This window comes from Streptomyces sp. NPDC002690, from assembly GCF_053592415.1.
In genome coordinates, this window is sequence record NZ_JBSFVR010000002.1 from 38,013 (window position 1) to 56,290 (window position 18,278).

General features: G+C 70.4%; 17 protein-coding genes and 2 pseudogenes. 11 read left to right on the forward strand and 8 right to left on the reverse strand.

Translation table 11 applies throughout. The features are described 5' to 3' along the window. Window positions 1-68: 68 nt before the first annotated feature. Window positions 69-377: a winged helix-turn-helix transcriptional regulator gene (locus tag ACWD3D_RS00470; RefSeq protein ID WP_451458752.1), complete on the forward strand. Its 309-nt coding sequence runs from the start codon at window positions 69-71 to the stop codon at window positions 375-377. A 27-nt stretch (window positions 378-404) separates the two neighbouring features. On the opposite strand, the gene ACWD3D_RS00475 is transcribed toward ACWD3D_RS00470, so the two are convergent. The 3 genes from ACWD3D_RS00475 to ACWD3D_RS00485 all read right to left on the reverse strand — a co-directional run bounded on the left by ACWD3D_RS00475 (window position 405) and on the right by ACWD3D_RS00485 (window position 3,415). Continuing rightward, window positions 405-611 (reverse strand): hypothetical protein, encoded by a 207-nt coding sequence (locus ACWD3D_RS00475; protein ID WP_328720106.1) that lies wholly within the window; start codon window positions 609-611, stop codon window positions 405-407. Window positions 612-747: 136 nt separating this feature from the next. Next, complete coding sequence (locus ACWD3D_RS00480) at window positions 748-1,527, reverse strand: inositol monophosphatase family protein (RefSeq protein ID WP_451458753.1); 780 nt, start codon at window positions 1,525-1,527, stop codon at window positions 748-750. A 328-nt stretch (window positions 1,528-1,855) separates the two neighbouring features. Further along, window positions 1,856-3,415, reverse strand: a complete 1,560-nt coding sequence (locus ACWD3D_RS00485; protein WP_451458723.1) for a helix-turn-helix domain-containing protein — start codon at window positions 3,413-3,415, stop codon at window positions 1,856-1,858. Window positions 3,416-3,812: 397 nt separating this feature from the next. Here ACWD3D_RS00485 and ACWD3D_RS00490 point away from each other — a divergent pair, with 397 nt between their 5' ends. Beyond that, entirely contained in the window at window positions 3,813-4,628 is an 816-nt protein-coding gene (locus ACWD3D_RS00490) for a DUF4232 domain-containing protein (protein ID WP_451458724.1), read from the forward strand. 118 nt (window positions 4,629-4,746) lie between these two features. Here the strand turns inward: ACWD3D_RS00490 and ACWD3D_RS00495 are convergent, their stop codons facing one another. After that, window positions 4,747-5,205, reverse strand: coding sequence for an ATP-binding protein (locus tag ACWD3D_RS00495; RefSeq protein ID WP_451458754.1), 459 nt, complete (start codon window positions 5,203-5,205; stop codon window positions 4,747-4,749). A 184-nt stretch (window positions 5,206-5,389) separates the two neighbouring features. Here ACWD3D_RS00495 and ACWD3D_RS00500 point away from each other — a divergent pair, with 184 nt between their 5' ends. The 4 genes and pseudogenes from ACWD3D_RS00500 to ACWD3D_RS00515 form a co-directional block, all read left to right on the forward strand. Next, on the forward strand, window positions 5,390-6,175 hold the full coding sequence (locus ACWD3D_RS00500; protein WP_451458725.1) for a helix-turn-helix domain-containing protein: 786 nt from the start codon (window positions 5,390-5,392) through the stop codon (window positions 6,173-6,175). Next, window positions 6,172-6,420: a DUF397 domain-containing protein gene (locus ACWD3D_RS00505; protein ID WP_451458726.1), complete on the forward strand. Its 249-nt coding sequence runs from the start codon at window positions 6,172-6,174 to the stop codon at window positions 6,418-6,420. The genes ACWD3D_RS00500 and ACWD3D_RS00505 overlap by 4 nt, the downstream gene beginning before the upstream one ends. A 379-nt stretch (window positions 6,421-6,799) precedes the next feature. Next, window positions 6,800-7,609: a phytanoyl-CoA dioxygenase family protein gene (locus ACWD3D_RS00510; protein WP_451458727.1), complete on the forward strand. Its 810-nt coding sequence runs from the start codon at window positions 6,800-6,802 to the stop codon at window positions 7,607-7,609. Next, window positions 7,606-8,082 (forward strand): annotated as a pseudogene (locus tag ACWD3D_RS00515) (DUF6309 family protein); the annotation flags it as partial. The gene ACWD3D_RS00510 and the pseudogene ACWD3D_RS00515, both read left to right, overlap by 4 nt. Window positions 8,083-8,118: 36 nt before the next feature. Here ACWD3D_RS00515 and ACWD3D_RS00520 read toward each other — a convergent pair. Beyond that, window positions 8,119-8,865 (reverse strand): SDR family oxidoreductase, encoded by a 747-nt coding sequence (locus tag ACWD3D_RS00520; protein WP_451458728.1) that lies wholly within the window; start codon window positions 8,863-8,865, stop codon window positions 8,119-8,121. Between the two features lie 93 nt (window positions 8,866-8,958). On the opposite strand from ACWD3D_RS00520, the gene ACWD3D_RS00525 reads away from it, so the two are divergent. Further along, window positions 8,959-10,293, forward strand: a complete 1,335-nt coding sequence (locus ACWD3D_RS00525) for an aspartate aminotransferase family protein (RefSeq protein ID WP_451458729.1) — start codon at window positions 8,959-8,961, stop codon at window positions 10,291-10,293. 34 nt (window positions 10,294-10,327) lie between these two features. Here ACWD3D_RS00525 and ACWD3D_RS00530 read toward each other — a convergent pair whose 3' ends face one another. Together ACWD3D_RS00530 and ACWD3D_RS00535 are read right to left on the reverse strand one after the other, a co-directional pair. Then, window positions 10,328-10,921: a dihydrofolate reductase family protein gene (locus tag ACWD3D_RS00530; protein ID WP_451458730.1), complete on the reverse strand. Its 594-nt coding sequence runs from the start codon at window positions 10,919-10,921 to the stop codon at window positions 10,328-10,330. 196 nt (window positions 10,922-11,117) lie between these two features. Then, window positions 11,118-12,128 carry a quinone oxidoreductase family protein gene (locus ACWD3D_RS00535; protein WP_451458731.1) on the reverse strand — a complete coding sequence of 337 codons (1,011 nt, stop codon included), beginning with the start codon at window positions 12,126-12,128 and terminating at the stop codon, window positions 11,118-11,120. A gap of 283 nt (window positions 12,129-12,411) precedes the next feature. Here ACWD3D_RS00535 and ACWD3D_RS00540 point away from each other — a divergent pair. Beyond that, window positions 12,412-13,263 (forward strand): annotated as a pseudogene (locus ACWD3D_RS00540) (DUF4158 domain-containing protein); the annotation flags it as partial. Between the two features lie 205 nt (window positions 13,264-13,468). On the opposite strand, the gene ACWD3D_RS00545 reads toward ACWD3D_RS00540, so the two are convergent. After that, window positions 13,469-14,413 carry a TetR/AcrR family transcriptional regulator C-terminal domain-containing protein gene (locus tag ACWD3D_RS00545; RefSeq protein ID WP_451458755.1) on the reverse strand — a complete coding sequence of 315 codons (945 nt, stop codon included), beginning with the start codon at window positions 14,411-14,413 and terminating at the stop codon, window positions 13,469-13,471. 182 nt (window positions 14,414-14,595) lie between these two features. Between ACWD3D_RS00545 and ACWD3D_RS00550 the strand changes: the two genes are divergently transcribed. From ACWD3D_RS00550 to map, 3 genes are all read left to right on the forward strand, one after another. Beyond that, entirely contained in the window at window positions 14,596-15,705 is a 1,110-nt protein-coding gene (locus ACWD3D_RS00550) for an FAD-dependent monooxygenase (RefSeq protein ID WP_451458732.1), read from the forward strand. 450 nt (window positions 15,706-16,155) lie between these two features. Then, window positions 16,156-17,397 carry an MFS transporter gene (locus ACWD3D_RS00555; protein WP_451458733.1) on the forward strand — a complete coding sequence of 414 codons (1,242 nt, stop codon included), beginning with the start codon at window positions 16,156-16,158 and terminating at the stop codon, window positions 17,395-17,397. Window positions 17,398-17,422: 25 nt separating this feature from the next. Beyond that, the gene (gene map, locus ACWD3D_RS00560; protein WP_451458734.1) at window positions 17,423-18,205 is read left to right on the forward strand and encodes a type I methionyl aminopeptidase; all 783 of its coding nucleotides are present in this window, start codon (window positions 17,423-17,425) and stop codon (window positions 18,203-18,205) included. Window positions 18,206-18,278 lie beyond the last annotated feature (73 nt).

The window sequence follows — 18,278 nt, forward strand, 5'->3', positions numbered from 1 at the left end:
GTAACCTTCAGGGTGTGAGCCTGCGACCCGGAAACCTGTTCCTCGCCGACTGCCCCGCTCTCCTCGCCATGGAGATCATCGCGAGCAAGTGGTCCATGGTCACGCTCTTCGCGCTGACCGACGGCCCGCTGCGGCACGGCGAGTTGGTCGAACTGAGCGGTGGCATTTCGCGCAAGGTACTGACCCAGACGCTGCGCCGCCTCCAGGCCAACGGGCTCGTCGAGCGGCACGCGTACGCCGAGGCACCGCCACGCGTGGAGTACAGCCTGACCGATCTCGGGCGCACCCTGGAGGAGCCCATCCGGATGCTCACCGCATGGGCGCGGGAGAACGGCGAGGCGATCGTCACCTACCGGGAGGGCGAGGCGACCGCCTGAGGGCTGTCCACAGAGGTTGGTATCAGGTCACGGGGGGAGGGTGTCCAGGAACGGCCGCCCGTGCACGCTCATGAGGTGAATCACCCGCGCGTACACGGCGTCGTCCTCGATGACGAGGGCGAGGCGATCACGCGTGTTGAAGATGGTGCCCAGCGCGACCCTCGTGCGGAGGACGACCCAGCCCTCCTCGGACCCGTCCCACACGTAGTGGTACTCAGCAGCTTCGTCCGCCATGCGATCCGACTCCCTTCAGGTGCGACGGCCTCGGGAACGGCCCGCGGTCAGTTCATGTTCCACTCGTATCCCAGGGAGCGGAAGCGGCACGGCCTCATCACGCCGGCGCGGCCCCGCTCCGGCGTCCCCGCACACTTCACCCCCGGATCATGGACATCAGCAGACCATGGGTCTCGGCGTCGGCCGCCGCCACGAGTCCGCGTCCCGCCGGGCCGAGCGGGGCACCGTCGAGGTCGGTGACCACGCAGCCGGCCGCCCGGCAGAGGGCGATCCCGGCGGCGAAGTGCACGCTCGCGGTCAGGTCCCCGCCGTCGGTGACGTACGCGGCGCGCTTGCCCGCCGCCACCCAGGCCAACGCGAGTGTCGAAGACACGACCCGGGGCCGGAAGTTCTTGACGAACTCGGGGTGGGCCAGCAGGTCCACCGCCCGGAACCCGGGCGCGCCCGGAAACGGCGGGTCCAGGTTGACGTCCACCAGCCGGGTGTCCGACGAGGGCCGCAGGGGTGTGTCGCTCCCGTCGCGCCGCACCCAGGCGTTCCGGCCGTCGGTGCGGAAGACCTCCTCACCGAAGGGGTCCGCCACCGCAGCCGCCTCGTACCGCGCCGCCCCGGCGCTCGAAATCCGTCCGAGCAGAGCCACGTTGACGGCCACCACCAGGGTCCCGGCGGCGTAGTTCAGCGTGCCGCACAGAGGGTCCACCAGCCACTGCCGCCCCGTGTCGGACGAGCCGTGCTGTCCGCCCTCCTCACCGAGTACCGCGTCGTCCGGCCGGGCGGCACGGAGGACGGCGAGGATCGCCTCCTCCGCCTCCAGGTCGGCGGCGGTCGCGAAGTCGCCGTCGCCCTTGTCGACGCGCGTAAGACTCCGGCCGTACAGGTCACGCACCACCCGCGCGCCGGCCTGCGCCGCGGCCATGGCGATCTCGGCGTCACTGAGAGGTTCGGAGGACTCGGTCACACCACGCAGCCTATGGGGAGGCCGGCGCGGGTGTGGTTCGAGACCTGCGAGTTGGGGTGAAGCCGCCTTCTCCGGAGGCTCTTTCGCGGGCTTCCTCGTCACCCGTGTCTCGCACCGGCCGGACGGCAGCCTCCACTACGACTGCACCGGCTGCACCGACGCAGCCGATCTCGCCCGGCCCGACGACGTGGCGTAGGTCGCGGGAGCCCGGGGCCTCCGCGGTCTGCCCCTCGGCCCCGTGCTGTCGGCGCGGCCGATGGGCGGCTGACTTCGCCCCAGGCCCTCGTCACTCCCCCTCGTCCGCCATGGACGGGTCGGTGTAGTCCTTGTCCATCCACTGCGCCCGGTCCGGCCAGTAGATGTACGACGGCCGGGCCGAGACGCTGCTCACCTGGAAGGGCTCGCCCCGGTCGTCCACGCGCAGGGTGCCGTGCCGGTCCCCGCTGGTCCAGTCGAGTTCCAGGTACCAGGAGACGTCGTGGCCCTCCACGTGGACGTCGAGGTCGAAGACCTGGACGTCGGTCGAGCTGGTCCGGAACGGGAAGTCCTGCGCGGGGACGACGGCGTCGCCCTGCTTCCCGGCGACCGGCTCGGTGCGCGGCTGGCTGTCGTCGAGGTCGATGTCGAAGCTGCGCGGGAGGATGGAGCTGCCGCATCCCTGAGCCATCGAGAAGGCGTTCCAGGCGAGCGGCGCCTTGCGCGCCACGACGCGTACGTGGAGAGCGCTGATCACCACCGCCTCGGACGAGGAGCCCTGGACGGTCAGCTCCAGCCGCTGCCCGCCGCCCTCCACCCCGCCCAGCGACCTCCCCCAGCTCCGGGCATCCTGCGGCGGGGGCGGCGGCGGTACATCGGACGGATCGTCCGCCAGCAGCGTGTACTGCCCGCAGGGCGCGTCCCAGTTGTACGAACTGATGGTCGCGCTCAACGGCACCGCGTCCGACGACACCGTCCCCTTCTTCGCCGGGGACGCCGTGGCGTCCGGCCCGTCCGAAGCGGTCGCCGAGGAGGAGGGCGACGCGGAGGCCGAAGCGCTCGCCGAGGGCTTGGTCGTCGGCTTGTGGGTCGGGGTCGGCGAGGCGTTCCGTACGGCGGTCGCGGTGGCTCCGGCGGAGTCGGCGTTCCGGCCGTCGTCGGTGCCGCCCGCGAGGTTACGGGCGACGATCGCGGACGGCACGCCGAGCGCGACCACGACGGCGGCGGCCAGCAGGACGCGCGTGCGCCTGGACCTCGGGCGACGGGGGCCGGCCGCCTTGTCCTGCCGGGCCGTCACCAGGGGGTCCGGCCCGTCCTCCGGGGGCGTTCCGGCGCCGGACGTAACCGGGTGGGTGACCGCAGCCGGGGTCTGGGCCGGTTCCGGTGCCAGGCCCGCCGAGGCGGCAGAAGCGTCCGGCACTTCGTCAGCCGACGACCCGGATTCCCCCTCCGCCTCCGGTTCCGTTCGCTCCGGTTCCGTTCGCCCGCCCGGGACGGATTCCGCTTCTGCCGCTCGGGCCTGCTCCCCGCCCCCTGAGGTCTCCGCGTCTTCGGCCTCGGCCGGCCGGGCCCAGGAGGGGGTTACGGGCGCGGGCGCCACGGCCGGTTCCTTCCGCGCTCCCTGCTTCTTCGCCTGGTCCGCCAGAATCCACTGCCGGTGCAGCTCGACCATCTCGTCGGGGGTCGCACGGCACAGCCTCGCCAGGCGCTCGACCGGTGCGAACTCGTGCGGCACGGCATCGCCGTTGCAGTACCGGTGAACGGTGGACGTGCTCATGTGGAGCCGCTTGGCCAGCGTCCCGTAGCTCATGCCGGACCGCTCCTTCAGCGCGACCAGCGCTGCGGCGAAGTCCTGGATTTCCGTGCCCACGCGGCAGTTCCCCCTTCGTTCCCGTCCCGGAAGAGCGTTCCAGGCACCTCGCATACCCGCAGGTCAGAGGCCATTTCAGCGTTCCAGCGTCCCAACTGGCCGGTGATCCATTGCCGCTGGGACAAGGAGCCGGACAGCATGTGGCCATGCCGGGTCGCCGACCGCGAACGGCACACACCCCACCACCCTCACCACACGGAGCCGTCATGCCCGGATCCGGCCTCGCGGCCCGCCTCGGAACCGTGGTCACGGCAGTGCTGATCGCCGCTTGCGCGGCGGTCCTCCCACTCCAGTGCCACTGACGACCACCTCATTGTCCAGTACACCGGCTCACCCTCGGGACGCCCAACCGGCGCCCCACCGAGACCAACACATTCTCAGAAAAAGGACCCTCACCATGCGTCAGCTCCGCACCCGCCGCATCACCCGTGCCTCCGTCTTCGGCGTCGCCGCCCTGATCGGCGCACTCTCCCTGACCGCTTGCAGCGAGGAAGACCGGGCCACGATCGACCGGGCCATCGCCTCCCCGCAGGCGGCGGCCGACACCACCGCCGCGCCGGCCCCGTCCGGTGGCGACACCGCCGCGACGGACGGCAAGACGTCCACCCAGGAGAAGTCCTCCGCCTCCACCGGCTCCTCGGGCTCGAAGTCCTCGGGTTCCGCTTCCGGCTCGGGCACGTCCTCCGGTTCGGGCACCTCGGGCTCCGGCAGCTCGTCCAAGGGGTCGTCGTCCACCGGGTCGTCCGGCGCTTCCTCCGGCGGTTCCTCCGACAGCGACGACAACGCGTCGAACTACCCGAGCTGCGACGGCACGAACAGCAAGGTGAAGGGCAGCATCCTCGCCCGCCCGATCAACCACGTCCTGCTGACGGTGACGAACACCGGCTCGACGGCGTGCAACGCGGTCGGCTACCCGGGCATCGGCTACGAGGGCGCCCAGGCGGTCATGGCCTACGACGAGAACAGCGTGCCCCAGTCGGTGATCGCGCTGGAGCCCGGCCAGTCCGCCTACGCCTCCGTGCGCACCTCGGCCGCGGACGGCAGCGGCGAAGGCGGCTTCGACGTGAAGGCGCTGCGGGTGAACTTTCAGGACAACAGCGGCAGCTTCAGCGGCGGACAGGTGACCGTCACCCTCGGCAAGTCCGTCTGGATCGACAGCTCCGCCCAGGTCACCTACTGGCAGTCCGACTTCGAGACCGCCACCTCGTTCTGAGGAACTCTCCTACGGGAGTTGCATCCGCCTCGCTCCCCGCAGCGGTGGAGGCGGCGTCACCCACGACGGCGGGTGCCGGGCGCGAGCCGGCACCCGCCGGGCCGTATCCGGGCGTACGTCACCGGGGTGCCGTGCCCTTCGCGAACTCGCACCAGACGATCTTCCCGGGCTGCCGCACCACGGCTCCCCAGCGGTCGGCGAGCGCGTTCACGATGATCAGCCCGCGCCCGGACTCGTCGGCCGACTCGCTCTCCTCGGGCCACGCCCTCTCCGAGGCCCGGACCGACTCCGGGCCGTCACCGCTGTCGTGGAACTCGATCCGCAACCCGGCCCCGGCGTCGATGCTCTCGATCCTTACGAGATACCCCCGCCCGGCGGGCACCCCGTGCAGCACGGCATTGGTCGCCAACTCGCTCGCGCACAGCACGACATCGTCAACGCGCTCGCCGAAACCCCACTCTTGGGCGGCGCGCCGTACGAACTCCCTCACAGCGGCGACCGAACGCCGTTGGCGCCAGAAAAAGATCTCACGCACAGCAACGGCAGGCTTGGCACGCACGGGGAGCGGGGGGTGCACGGGGCGAGAGGTGGTCTCTTTTGTTTCGTTCACCGGGCCAGAGTCACCCTCGGTGACTACGCTGACGCAGTGCGCGCACCCGTACAAATCTTTTGTACGGGTCACGCGCGCGTGACGTACGGGTCCCCGTGGGGATTGGGAGGGCATGCACACCAGGAATCGGCAGCGCAGGAACGCGTCTGCCATGAAGCTCGTCGGCAAGCTGGTCAGCCTGTTCCGCGTGGAAGCGGGCATGACCCAGGCCCAGTTGGCCACGAGCGTCGGGGTACAGGTCGAGACGATCGCCTCCATCGAACAGGGAAGACGCGCCCTCCTCCCCGACCTGGCCCGCCGCCTGGACGAACTACTCAAAACCAAGGGCGCCTTGACCACGGCAGTGGAGAACATGCCGGAGGTGGACCTGATCCCGGCATGGGCCGAGCGGTACATGGACCTGGAGCGCGAGGCGTTGGCACTGTCGTGGTTCGACAACCAAGTGCTGCCCGGGTTGCTCCAGACAGAAAGCTACGCGGAGGCGGTCTTCAGAAACCGAGTGCCCGTGTTCAGCTCCGATGAGATCGCCGCTCAGACCGCGCTCAGGATGGACCGGCAGGAGATCCTTCGCCGCCCGGTGCCACCCACCATCAGCATGGTCGTCTGGGAAGCGGTGCTGATGCTCCGGCTCGTTTCGCCCGAGGATCACGCGAGGCAACTCCACCACCTGCTCACCTGTGCGCAATTGCCAGGTGTGTGTCTGCAAGTGCTGCCCTTCAGCAGCACCACCCACGCGGGCCTCAACGGCCCCTTCACCCTGCTGGAGACACCCGACCACCAGCATGTGGCGTACTCCGAGACGCAGCGTGGCAGCCACCTCGTCTCGGACCCGACCGACGTCAGCATCCTGACCCAGAAGTATGCGATGCTGCGAGCTCAGGCGCTCAGCCCTGAGCAGACCATGCGCCTGTTGGAACGCTTGCTGGGAGAGCCATGAACACCGCACTGCACTGGTTCAAGTCGAGCTACAGCGGCATCAGGGGCGGCCAGTGCGTCGAAATCGCCCACAGTTGGAAGAAGTCCAGCTACAGCGGTGACGAGGGCGGCCAGTGCGTCGAGGTCTCCGCCCACCCCGCCGCCATCCACATCCGCGACTCCAAGAACCCCGAGGGCCCCATCCTCACCGTCGCCACCGGCACCTGGAGCGCATTCGCCGCCTACGCGGCCACGGCTTCCGCGTAGGCGCCCGTGGCACGATCCAGTAGATGTCGGCCGGTGGGGCGCATCCGGCGTGACGATGCGCCCGTTCGTGAGGGCGTCCCGGTCGGCCGGCGGCGGTCCGAAGACGCCGCCTGACTCGGAGAAGGCCCCGGGGCCACCCCACGTCGGGCCGGTTCCCGTCCCTCAGTGCGCATTCCGGCCGTCCTCCGCCGGACATCGGTGCATCACCCGTTTCGGGAAACCCTCTCCGCCTCTCCGAGACACCTGCGTCACACCGCGGGCGCCGGTGACCGGCCATTCCGCTGCGTGACGGCATGGTCGCGGAGGGGCCGGGATATGGATGGCACGACCCGTGCCACCCCCCGGGTCACCCATCGGCGTACATCGGAGGTCGAGCCGCGTGACCGTCTCTTCGCATGCCGCAACGCAGATCGACGAGTTCGACGAGAAGGGCTTCCTGGTCCTTCGAGGCCTGCTGCCCGCCGAGTTCGTGGGGCGCCTGACACGGGAGGTCGATCACTGGGTGGACTCAGGTCTGAGACAGCGGTCCATCGACGCCTGCTTATGCCCCGAACGGTCCCCGGAGCCGGAAGCGGTCGAGCTGGAGATGGCGGCGCACGGCGAGCTGGTCGCCTACCCTCCGCTGCTGGAGCTGTTGGAGAACGAGAACCTGCTCGGCCCTGCTTTCGTGTTCCACCACCTCCACAGCGACCGCCGCCCGCCCGGGGCTCCGGGCAAGCCCTGGCACCACGATTACGAGCAGCGGCCCCAGCGCCATCGGCGGCTTCCGATGGTTCACGTCCTCCACTACGTCCAGGGCCTGCGGCCAGGCATGGGGGCTCTCGCCGTGCTGCCCGGCTCGCACCACGAGGTCGCGGAGAAGGACGCCCGCAGCCATCTGGGGACGGGGGTCCTGCCCGGGGAGTCACTGATCACCGAACTGCCCCCGGGGTCCGCCGTGGTCCTTCACTCCGCGCTGTTCCACACCCGACGCGCCACGGACGACTCCGCGTCCGGGGAGCCGGACCGCTACCTGATCGACGCGTCGTACTGCCGTACGGGTGAGCTGTGGCCTCCGGTCAAACCGTACTGGCGGCGGATACTGGCAGCCGGCCGGAAGCTCCGGGACGGGCAGGAACGGTGGCAGGAACTCTTCGAGGAGCGTCACTTCAGCGCGTACGAATCGCAGGGCGCCGGGCGGGCGGCATGAGGATTCTCCAGGCCGTCTCCTTCGACGAGGTACTGAGCCACTTCGGGCGGCACCACCCGTACCGCCCCGGGGACACCGCCAACTCCAACGACGAGGCGGAGCGCCACATCCGCAACGCGCAGACCCTGTCGGAGGGCCGCTGGCACGAAGTGCTGCTGGAGGGACCGGAAGTCCGCGGTGTGGTGCTGCCCTGGCATCTGGGCGAGGGAGGGGACGTCGAACTGATCCCGAGAACCGGTCTCACCGTGCGGGTCGCCGCCGCCCGGCTGACGACGCTCGCGGCCACGTACACCCGGTCCAACCCGCTGTGTGCACACAAGTTGGACCGCCAGTCCCGCGTCGTACCCACCGCGGTGTTCCTGAGCACCCGGGCGGTAGGGGGTCCGGACTACGACGGGCTGACTGTCCGGGAAGGGCTGATCCACCTGGACGGGCTGCACCGGATGCTGGCCTGGGAGCGGGCCGGTCTGCTGGTGCCCGGCCGGAGCCTGAAGGCCTACGTGGCGGGCCTACCCCCGGCCGACGTAGGGCATGGCGCTGGGCATCACCAGGACGGACTGGATGTTCACCCCCACCGGAAGGGCGGCCATGGCCCGGAACGTGTCGACCACGTGCCGGACGTCCATGGTGGGCTCCACCCGCAGTGAGCCGTCGGGCTGCCGGACGGCGGGCTGGGGGCGGTCGGCGGGAGTCACGTTGCCGATGTCGATCTGCCCGCAGGAGATGTCGAAACGGCGGCCGTCGAGAGAGAGCGAGCGCGTGATGCCCGCCACGGCGTGCTTGGCGGCGGTGAAAGCGATCGAGTCGGGTCTCGGGATCTGCGCCGAGGGAGCACCGTTGTTGATGATCCGTCCGCCCCGGGGAGTCTGTGTCTTCATGATCCGGAAGGCCGCTCGCGAGCACAGGAAGGCTCCGGTGGCGACCGAGTCCATGACCCGGTGCCAGTCCGCCACGTCCACGTCTTCGGTGGCCGTGTACGGCATCAGGTCGGCCGCGTTGTTGAAGAGCAGGTCCAGCCGCCCCCACCGTTCCACCACCGCGGAGAAGAGCGCGTCCACCGACTGCGGGTCGGTGACGTCCGCGGGCAGCGCCACCGCACGCGCGCGGCAGGAGGCGTCGGCCAGGCGCAGCGATTCCTGCAGCCGCTCCTCCCGCCGGCCGGTCAGCACGACCGTCCATCCGTCCGCCAGGAGACCCAGGGCGCAGGCGCGTCCGATACCGCTGCCCGCTCCCGTGACCACAGCAGTCCTCACCACACCGCACCACCCCTTCGCCAACACCCTCTGCAGCAACGGGCACGAACATCCAACAGCGTGTCCCCGGGCATGACCCAGCAAACAGGAGCGACCATGAATGACCGTTTACAGGCCCTGCACGGCACGGACGGCAGCCGATCGTGGTTCGAACGCGCCAAGGAGTCACTCGCGGGCGGGATCAGCTCCTCCTCCCGTCTCACCTCCACGGGCCCGCACCCCTACCCGCTCTACATCACCAGCGGGGCGGGCTCCCGCATCCGGGACGTCGACGGCAACGAGTACGTCGACTACCTCATCTCCTACGGCAGCGCGATCCTCGGCCACGCCCCGCCCGTGCTGACGGACGCCCTCACCCGGGTACTGCACACCGGCACGATGTTCGGCACCTGCAACGTCCCGGAGGTCGAACTCGCCGAGACGATCTGCCGGATGGTGCCCTGCGCGGAGCTCGTCCGCTTCGCGAACTCCGGCAGCGAGGCCGTACAGGGCGCCGTACGCGCGGCCCGCGGCCACACCGGGCGCTCCCGGATCCTGAAGTTCGAAGGGCACTACCACGGCTGGTCGGACACCCTGGCGATCTCGAACCGCCCCACCGAAGCCGAAGCCGGCCCTCGCACGGCGCCACGGTCCGTGCCCCACTCCCCGGGGATCCCCGCCGGTGTCGTGGACGACGTGGTGGTGTGTCCGTGGAACGACCTGACCGCACTGCGCATGGTCCTCGACGCCCACGCCGGGGCTCTCGCCGCTGTCATCTGCGAACCGATCGTCGCCAACAACGCCTGCACCATGCCCGAGCCGGGATACCTCGAAGCCCTCCGCGAGGAGTGCACCGCCCGGGGCATCGTGCTGATCTTCGACGAGGTCTGCACCGGGTTCCGCACCGGCCCCGGCGGTGCCCAGAGCCTCTTCGCCGTGGTGCCCGACCTCGCCGTGTTTTCCAAAGCCCTCGGGGGCGGACTGCCCATCGCCGCCTTCGCCGGACGCCGGGAGATCATGGAAGAACTCGCTTCCGGACGCGTCAAGCACGGCGGTACGTACAACGCCTCGCCGCTCTGCGCGACGGCCGCCCTCGTGACCCTGCGACAACTCGGTGACCCGGACGTCGTCCGGCGCATCGAGGACACCGGCCGCCAGGTGATGGAAACGGCGCAGAAGGCCGCCCACGACCGGGGAATCCCCTGCTCGGTCCAGGGCGTGGGCGCCATGTTCCAGACCGTCTTCACCCCCGACGGTCTGCCCACGCGCAACTACCGCGACCTGCTGCGCGTCGACCAGGCCCGGTCGCACGCCTTCCGCCACGAACTCCTCAAACGCGGAATCCACGCCAACGCCTTCCCCATGGCCTGCTGGTTCGTCTCCGCCGCCCTCACGGACGACGACCTCGCAGCGACCTGCACGGCCGTCACGGAGGCGTTCGGAGCCCTGTGACGACGATCTGCGGTGCGGGGGTTCCCGGAACGGCTCAGCTCACAGGCCCGTTTGCGCCCGTGCTACCGCCCTCCGCCTCGTACCGCAGCAGCACCACGCCGCTGCCGAACGCCCGGGTCTCGACCAGGCGCAGGTTCGTGCGGGTGTCGGTTTCGCGGAAGAGCTGGTTGCCCCGGCCGATGAGGACCGGGTGGACGTAGATCCGGTACTCGTCGATGAGCCCGTGCCGCCGGAAGGCGTCCGCCAGCATCGGTCCGCCGACCACCAGGTCACCGCCCGGTTCGGCCTTCAGCGCGCGGATCGCGTCGGGATCGACCTCGCGCACGAGGGTGGAGCCCCAGCCCGCCTCGGTGAGGGTCCGGGAGTAGACGTATTTCGGCATGTCCCGCCAGATCGTGGCGAATTCGGCCACCGTCCCCGCGTTCGCCGGGTCCTCGTCCGCCGTGGGCCAGAACTCGGCCATCAGCTCGTACGTCACCCGCCCGTGGATGAACGCGCCCATCCTGCCCAGCTCGTCGTTGAAGTGCTGGTGCAACTCCTCGTCCACGAAGTGCCAGTCGATGTCGTGGTCCGGCCCCTCGAAGAACCCGTCGAGGGAAACGGAGATGGACAGGATGAGCTTGCGCATCGACGGCCTCGCGGATCGGCTGGGGTACGCGGCACGGCGTGCGAAGCACGGGTACCGCGTACGGGGTGCGGGTGGCCCAAGACATTACGCGGGCGGGGCCGCCCGGCCCGTGACCCGTACCCGCCCGGCATGTCCGGCCTCGGGACCGGTGGGCCCGCATGCTGAGGTGTCGCCGGCGCGCCCCCGTCGCCCGCGATCAGCTCCGCGCCTCCTCGGGGTGTCCGAGGGGGGCCGCATCGGGTACGACGAGCAGCTTGCCGGTGGTACGCCGAGCCTCCAGATCGCTGTGGGCCCGGGCGGCATCGGACAATGCGTAGCGGCCCGTCACGGTGACCTCAAGCGCCTTGGAGCGCACCCACTCGAACACATCGGCGGCCCGTCGGAGCAGTTCGGACCGATCGGCGATGAAGTCCCCGAGGCTGGGCCGGATCAGGGTCAGCGAACCGCCGTGGGAGAGCCGAATCGGATCGAACGGCGGCACGGCACCGCTTGCCGCGCCGAAGAGCACGAGATGGCCCCGGGTTCGCAGGCTGGCGAGGCTCGCGTCGAAGGTGTGCGCGCCGACACCGTCGAAGACGACCGGCAGCCCCTGGCCGTCGTTGAGCCGCCTCACCTCGGCCGCGAGATCGTCGACCGCGGAGGAAAGGATCACCTCGGCGGCCCCGGCACGCTTCGCCAGCTCGGCCTTCGCCGTGGTCGACGTCGTGCCGATCACCCTGCCGCCGAGATGGGTGATGAGCTGGGTCAGAAGCAGCCCCATGCCACCAGCAGCCGCGTGCACGAGCACCGTGTCGCCCTCCTGAACCGGGTAGGCGTCCTTGATGAGATAGTGCGCGGTCATGCCTTGGAGGAGCACGGCGGCGGCTGTCTCGAAGTCGATGTCGTCGGGCAGCGGCACCAGCCGGGAGGAGTCCACGACGGCCCGCTCGGCATACGTACCGGGAATCTCCACCCAACCGACCCGGTCTCCGACGGCGACGTCAGCGACGCCGGGTCCGACTTCGACGACCGTGCCGACGCCCTCGGCGCCCGGAGTGAAGGGCAGCGGGAGACTGTAACGGCCATTGCGGTAGTAGACGTCGAGGAAGTTGACCCCGGACGCGGCGACCTCCACGACCGCCTCGCCCGGACCCGGCCGCGGCTGGTCCACCTCGGCCTCCCGCAGCACCTCGGGACCGCCCACTTCGTACACCTGAATCGCCCGCATGACCCCTCCAACAACGGCTTTCTCCCCACCAACCAAGTTGATGGCGATCCGATTCCCGGCAGGCGGGCCAGCCGGCCGCTTCCGCCACCAGAGCGGCGGCGTCCGCCTCACCCCTCCGGGAGGCGCGCCGTGCGCGGGGTCGGCGGGGGCTGGAACGGGGGCTGAGGAACATCCGTGTCAGATCGTGCGCCAAGCCCTCTCCGAGCTGTCTGGCGCTTTGACCTGAAGTGATTGTGCATCGGCCCCTTCGCGGATCGTTGTTGCCGACCTTCGGAGAGCTGTTGTGGCAGTCGAGTTCCTGTCGGATGAGCAGGCGGCCCGGTGTGGGGCGTTTGATGGTGCGCCGTCCCGACGGAGTTGGAGCGGTACGTCTTCCTGGACGACGCGGACCGGGATGCAGTGCGGGCCAAGCGGTGTGCGCACAATCGGCTGGGGTTCACGGTCCAGCTGACGAGTGTGCGGTATCTGGGCCGGTTCATGCCGGACCTGCGGCTGGTGCCGGCGGAGGTCGTCGAGTACTTGGCCGAGCAATTGGAGATCGCGGACCCGTCGCGCCTCAAGCAGTACGGCGAGCGGGACGGGACGGCCCGCACCCACGCCGGAGAGATCCAGGAGGCCGGCGGCTGGCAGGACTTCGCCGCGGTCTCGGACCAGTTGAGCGAGTGACTGGACGCGTGGGCCTGGACGACCGGCGACGGGCCGAAGGCGCTGTTCGACGCGGCGACCGGATGGCTGCGCGAGCGGCGGGTGCCGCTGCCCGGAGCGAGTCGCCTGGCCCGACTCTGGTGGGCAGCGTGCGGGAGGCGGCGAACCAGCGGCTGTGGGACACCCTCCACGGGCTGCTGAACACCGGGCAGCGGGCTTTGCTGGACTCGCTGTTGACCGCGCCGTCCGGCACGCGGGTCTCGGAGCTGGACCGGCTGCGGCGCGGTCCGGTGCGGGTGTCGGGCCCGCAGATGAAGTGGTCTCTTCAGCGGGCGGAGGAGATCGCCGACCTCGGCGCGTGGGCGACCTGGACGTCACGGCGATACCGCCGCGGCCGGCGGAGCTGTCGCGGTACGGGGTGGACGGCAAGGCGACGCTGCCGCGCCGCCACGGTGGCTCGCCGCGTCCGGCGGCAGTGCCGGCCACCTCGGCCGGTACTCCTTCCAGCTCCCGAACCTGCCTGGCGGCCTCCGGCCCCTGCGCGATCCGGATTCCACCGACGAGGACTGAAGCGCTTGTTCTGACCGGGGCCATGAACGCGGGTGATCTCTGGTCGCATCCGCCACGTCGCCGGGGGGTGCCCGACAGGGCGGAGGGGCGTGTGGGTCCGGTCCTGGGTGAACTCGTCCATGTTTCTACGTGACAGCTTCCTGACCTTCGACGATGGAGGTCAGGCCGTCGAGGAGTGCCTTGAGCCCGAACTCGAAGAGCGCGTCGAGCCGCAGGTCGTAGCCGTCCTTGAAGGCTCCGACCACCGTGGTGAAGGTCGGGAAGCGGCCGGATTCCACCAGTTCCTGGAGGGCGGGGGCGCGGCTGTGCATCCACTGGTCTTCCGACTGGCCCGTGGCGGCTTCGGCGTGCGCTTCCATCTCCAGGTGCGCCGCCAGGCCCTGGACATGGCTGTAGAGCAGGACGTGGATGTCGAACAGCGTCGTGGGGTCGAGGCCGTGGCCGTCGAGGGCGCCCAGCACCCACTCGCCGTGGACCATCAGATTGGGCACGAGCAATGGGCGTGTGAGGGAGCCGAGCTGGGCCAGCCACGGGTGCTTCCGGTACAGGCTCCACAGGGTCCGGGCGCCCAGCTCGATGCGGGTACGCCAATCCTCGGGGGCGTCCGCGCGGTAGGACTCCTCGCCGAACGCGGCGTCGGCCATGTGCAGGACGAGGTCTTCCTTGCTCGGGACGTACCGGTAGGTCGACATCGCCGCGACGCCGAGCCGTGCCGCGACACCGCGCATGGAGAGCGCCGAGAGCCCTTCGGCGTCGGCGATCTCGATGGCGGTACGGACGATCCGGGCGAGGCTCAGCTCCTGCTCGGGGTCCGGGGCGGGCGACGGGCGTCTGCGGGCCGGCGCGGCGGGGGCGGTTCCGGCGACGACCGTGCCGATCCGGGGCCGGGACTCGACAAGTCCCGTCAGACGCAGGGTGGTCAGGGCCTTGGTGGCGGTGGCGAGCGCGACGCCCCATTCCCGGGCGATCTGGCGGGTCGAGGGAACCCGGTCCCCGGGGGTGAGTTCACCGTCCGCGATGCGCTGCCGGATCGCGGCGACGATGCGCAGATAGGGCGGATCACCGGCCATGCCTGTGGTCTTCGTCACACCCTGCCACCTTCCTGTTCTGTACTAGTGCAGAGGGTAGCAGCGGCAACGTCGAAAGAAGGCGCCCGCCCTAGTACACGTCTGGAATTTGGCCAGTTGAATGGGCTGTGCGTACGACGTACGTTCAGATCGCGTACACCGTACGAGCATAAAAGGAGCTTCTCATGCGCACCGTACTCATCTCCGGCGGCGGAATTGCCGGGCCCGTCCTCGCCTACTGGCTGCGCCGCCACGGCTTCGCGCCCACTGTCGTCGAACGCGCTCCGGGCCAACGCCCCGGCGGCCAAGCCGTGGACATCCGCGGCGTCGCGCTCGAAGTCGTGGAGCGGATGGGCCTGCTGGAGCAGGCAAGCCGTGTACGGACCCGGATGCGCGGCATGTCGATCCTCGACCCCGACGGCTACGAGATCGACCGCTCCACCGAGGCGACCTTCAGCAGCGGCCGGCTCGATGGCGAAGACATCGAGGTGCTGCGCGAGGACCTGGTTCGGATGGTGTACGAGCACACGCGCGCAGGCGTCGAGTACCTCTTCGGCGACAGCATCACCGCGCTCCACGAGGACGAGACCGGCGTGCGCGTCGACTTTGCGCACGGACCGTCCCGCACCTTCGGCCTCGTGGTCGGGGCCGACGGCCTCCGCTCCACAGTACGGAGCCTGACCTTCGGTCCGGAGGAGCGTTTCGCCCATCACCTGGGCAGCTACCTCTCGGTATTCAGCGCGGACAACTTCCTCGGCCTGGACGACTGGCAGATGTGGCTGCGGGACGGCGACACGGGCTTCGGCATCATGCCCGTACGCGACAACACCGAACTCAGGATCGCCTTCGCCTTCGAGTCCGCCCCCCTCGCTCATGACTTCCGCGACGGCGGCACTCTGCGGCAGCTCGTCGTGGACAAGCTCGCATCGATGCGGTGGGAAGGGACCCGCCTGGCCGAGGCCGCCCGGAAGGCGCCCGACTTCTACTGCGACGCCATGGCCCAGATCCGCATGGGCCAATGGTCGTTGGGCCGGGTGACCCTGCTGGGAGACGCCGGTTACTGCCCTTCCCCCCTCTCGGGGCAGGGCACCAGCCTGGCTCTCGTGGGCGCCCATGTGCTGGCCGACTGCCTTGCCCGGGCCAACGGCGACCACCGCACCGCGTATGCCCGCTACGAGCAGCGGATGCGCCCCTTCGTCACCCTCAACCAGGCCCTGGCCATCGAGAATCCCGGCGGACCCGCCTCGGAGGAATCCGTCGCGCACGCCAAGAACGCACTCTCACTGGACAGCTGATCTCCTGCCCCGAACGGACATCGAAGCAGGCAGGAACAGCACAGAACCGCTCCCGCGCTCAGCGCCTGCTGTCGGATGCTCCTCAAGCCCCGGAACAGCGCACTGGAACGCCGGACCAGCCATATGGGGTGGAAGCGCCACGGAGCGGTCACTGAACCGCCCCACCGTCACTCGTCACAACGCCCCGCGAGCGACTCCCGGTTCCCCTGGCAGATGTGACATTTCGCCAGGTCGGCGCGGCTTTCGCGGCGGGATGGCCACCGTGCATAGTCCCGGGGCGGGCACGAGGCCCGCGGGGAGGGGATCCGACACGTGAGGACTTCGCGGGTGAAAGCCGGCGGGACATCCGACCCGGCATCGGACGGCCCGGCATCGGACGGCCCGGCATCGGACGGCCCCGTCACGACAGCGGGACCGACCACGCCGGGCCGCCCCGGGGAGTCGGGGCTCGTGACACGCGGACTGCTGCCCGAGCCGGGCCCCCGGCGGACACTCGCGGCGGCGACCTTCATCAGCTCGATCGGCAACGGACTCTTCATGACCGCCGCCGCGCTCTTCTTCACCCGCTCGGTCGGACTGTCGGTGGCGCAGGTCGGCCTGGGCATGGGAGTGGCGGCCCTCGTCGGCCTGGCGGCCGGGGTACCGGTGGGGCGGGTGGCCGACCTGCGCGGGCCCCGCGAGACGTATCTGGTGATCCAGCTGGTGCAGGCCGTGGCGATGGCGGTGCTGGTGCTGGTGCACTCGTTCGGCGTGTTCGTGCTGGTCATCACCGTCACCCAGCTCGCCTCCTCGGCCGGCGCCGCCGCCCGGGGGCCGCTGACGCGCGGACTCGCCGGGGCCGAGCCGACGAAGTACCGGTCCTACCTGCGGGCCGTGGCCAATCTGGCCGGGGCCTGCGGTGGAGTCATGGCCGGGGTGGTGGTGCAGCTGGACACCCGGGGCGCGTACCTGGCGCTGGTGCTGGCCAACGCCCTGAGCTTCCTGCTCTGCGCGGCCCTCGTGGGCAGTCTGCCGTACCAGTCACCGTCCCGGCAGCCCGAGTCCGGGGCGGGTACCTCGCCCACGAGTCGCTGGGAGGTGCTGAAGGACCGTCCGTTCGTGGTGGTCACCGCGCTGGACTCGGTCCTCTCGCTCCAGGGACACGTCCTGGTGTTCGCGCTGCCCCTGTGGATCGTCGGGCACAGCGCGGCCCCGCAGTGGCTGGTCGGCGGGTGCGCGGTGATCAACACCCTGATCGTGGTGGTGTTCCAGGTACGGGCGAGCCGGTCGGTCGTCGACACCGCCTCGGCGGGGCGGGTCGCGGCCCGTTCCGGAGTGGCGTTCCTGCTCGGCATGGCAGCGGTGGCGCTCGCGGCGGGGGCCCCGGCATGGCTCGCCACCGCCCTGATCGTCGTAGGCGTCGTCGTGCACACGATCGGCGAACTGTGGCACACCGCAGCCTCGTTCGAGCTGAGCTTCCGACTGGCTCCGGCCCACGCCCAGGGGCAGTACTCCGGACTCGGCGCCACCGGCACCGGCCTGGCGAGCTCCCTCGCGCCGTCCGTCCTGGGCCTGTTCTGCATCGCCTGGGGCGTTCCCGGCTGGCTGGCACTCGGCGGCGTCTTCGTCCTCGCCGGACTGGCGATGCCGTACGCGGCCCGGTGGGCCTGTCGAGATCACCATTCTCATACCGGTAAAGTTAGACCGGTATAGTTATTGGACACACGGGAGAGACTCCATGATCGAGATCCTGAACTCCGCGCGGCTGGAACGGGCGAGAGAAACCGGCGCCCTGGTCGGAGACATCCTGCACACGCTGAAGCAGCGCAGCACGGTCGGGACGAACCTGCTGCAGATCGACCGGTGGACCAAAGAGATGATCACCGAGGCGGGAGCGCAGTCCTGCTACGTCGACTACGCGCCCTCCTTCGGACGCGGCCCGTTCGGGCACTACATCTGCACGGCCGTCAACGACGCGGTGCTCCACGGGCGGCCTCACGACTACACGCTGGCGGACGGGGACCTGCTGACGCTCGACCTCGCCGTAGCCAAGGGCGGGGTGGCCGCGGACTCCGCGATCAGCTTCCTGGTGGGCAAGGCCAGGCCGGCGGAGAGCGTGGCGATGATCGAGACGACCGAACGCGCGCTCGCCGCCGGCATCGCCGCCGCCAAGCCCGGGGCGCGTGTCGGCGACCTCTCCCACGCCATCGGCACGGTCCTCGGCGCGGCGGGCTACCCGATCAACATGGAGTTCGGAGGGCACGGCATCGGCTCGACCATGCACCAGGACCCGCACGTCGCGAACAACGGGCGGCCCGGCCGCGGATACACACTGCGCCCCGGACTGCTGCTCGCGCTGGAGCCCTGGATCATGGCCGACACCGCCACACTCGTCACCGACGCCGACGGCTGGACGCTGCGCAGCGCCACGGGCTGCCGGACCGCGCACAGCGAGCACACCATCGCCATCACCGAGGACGGAGCCGAAATCCTCACTCTGCCCACGCACGCACGACCGTAGGCCGTACGCCGGCGGGGGGACACGCGCCCCGCACTCCCCGCCCCTCGTGCGCCCCCCAGTGCGCCACCGGCCG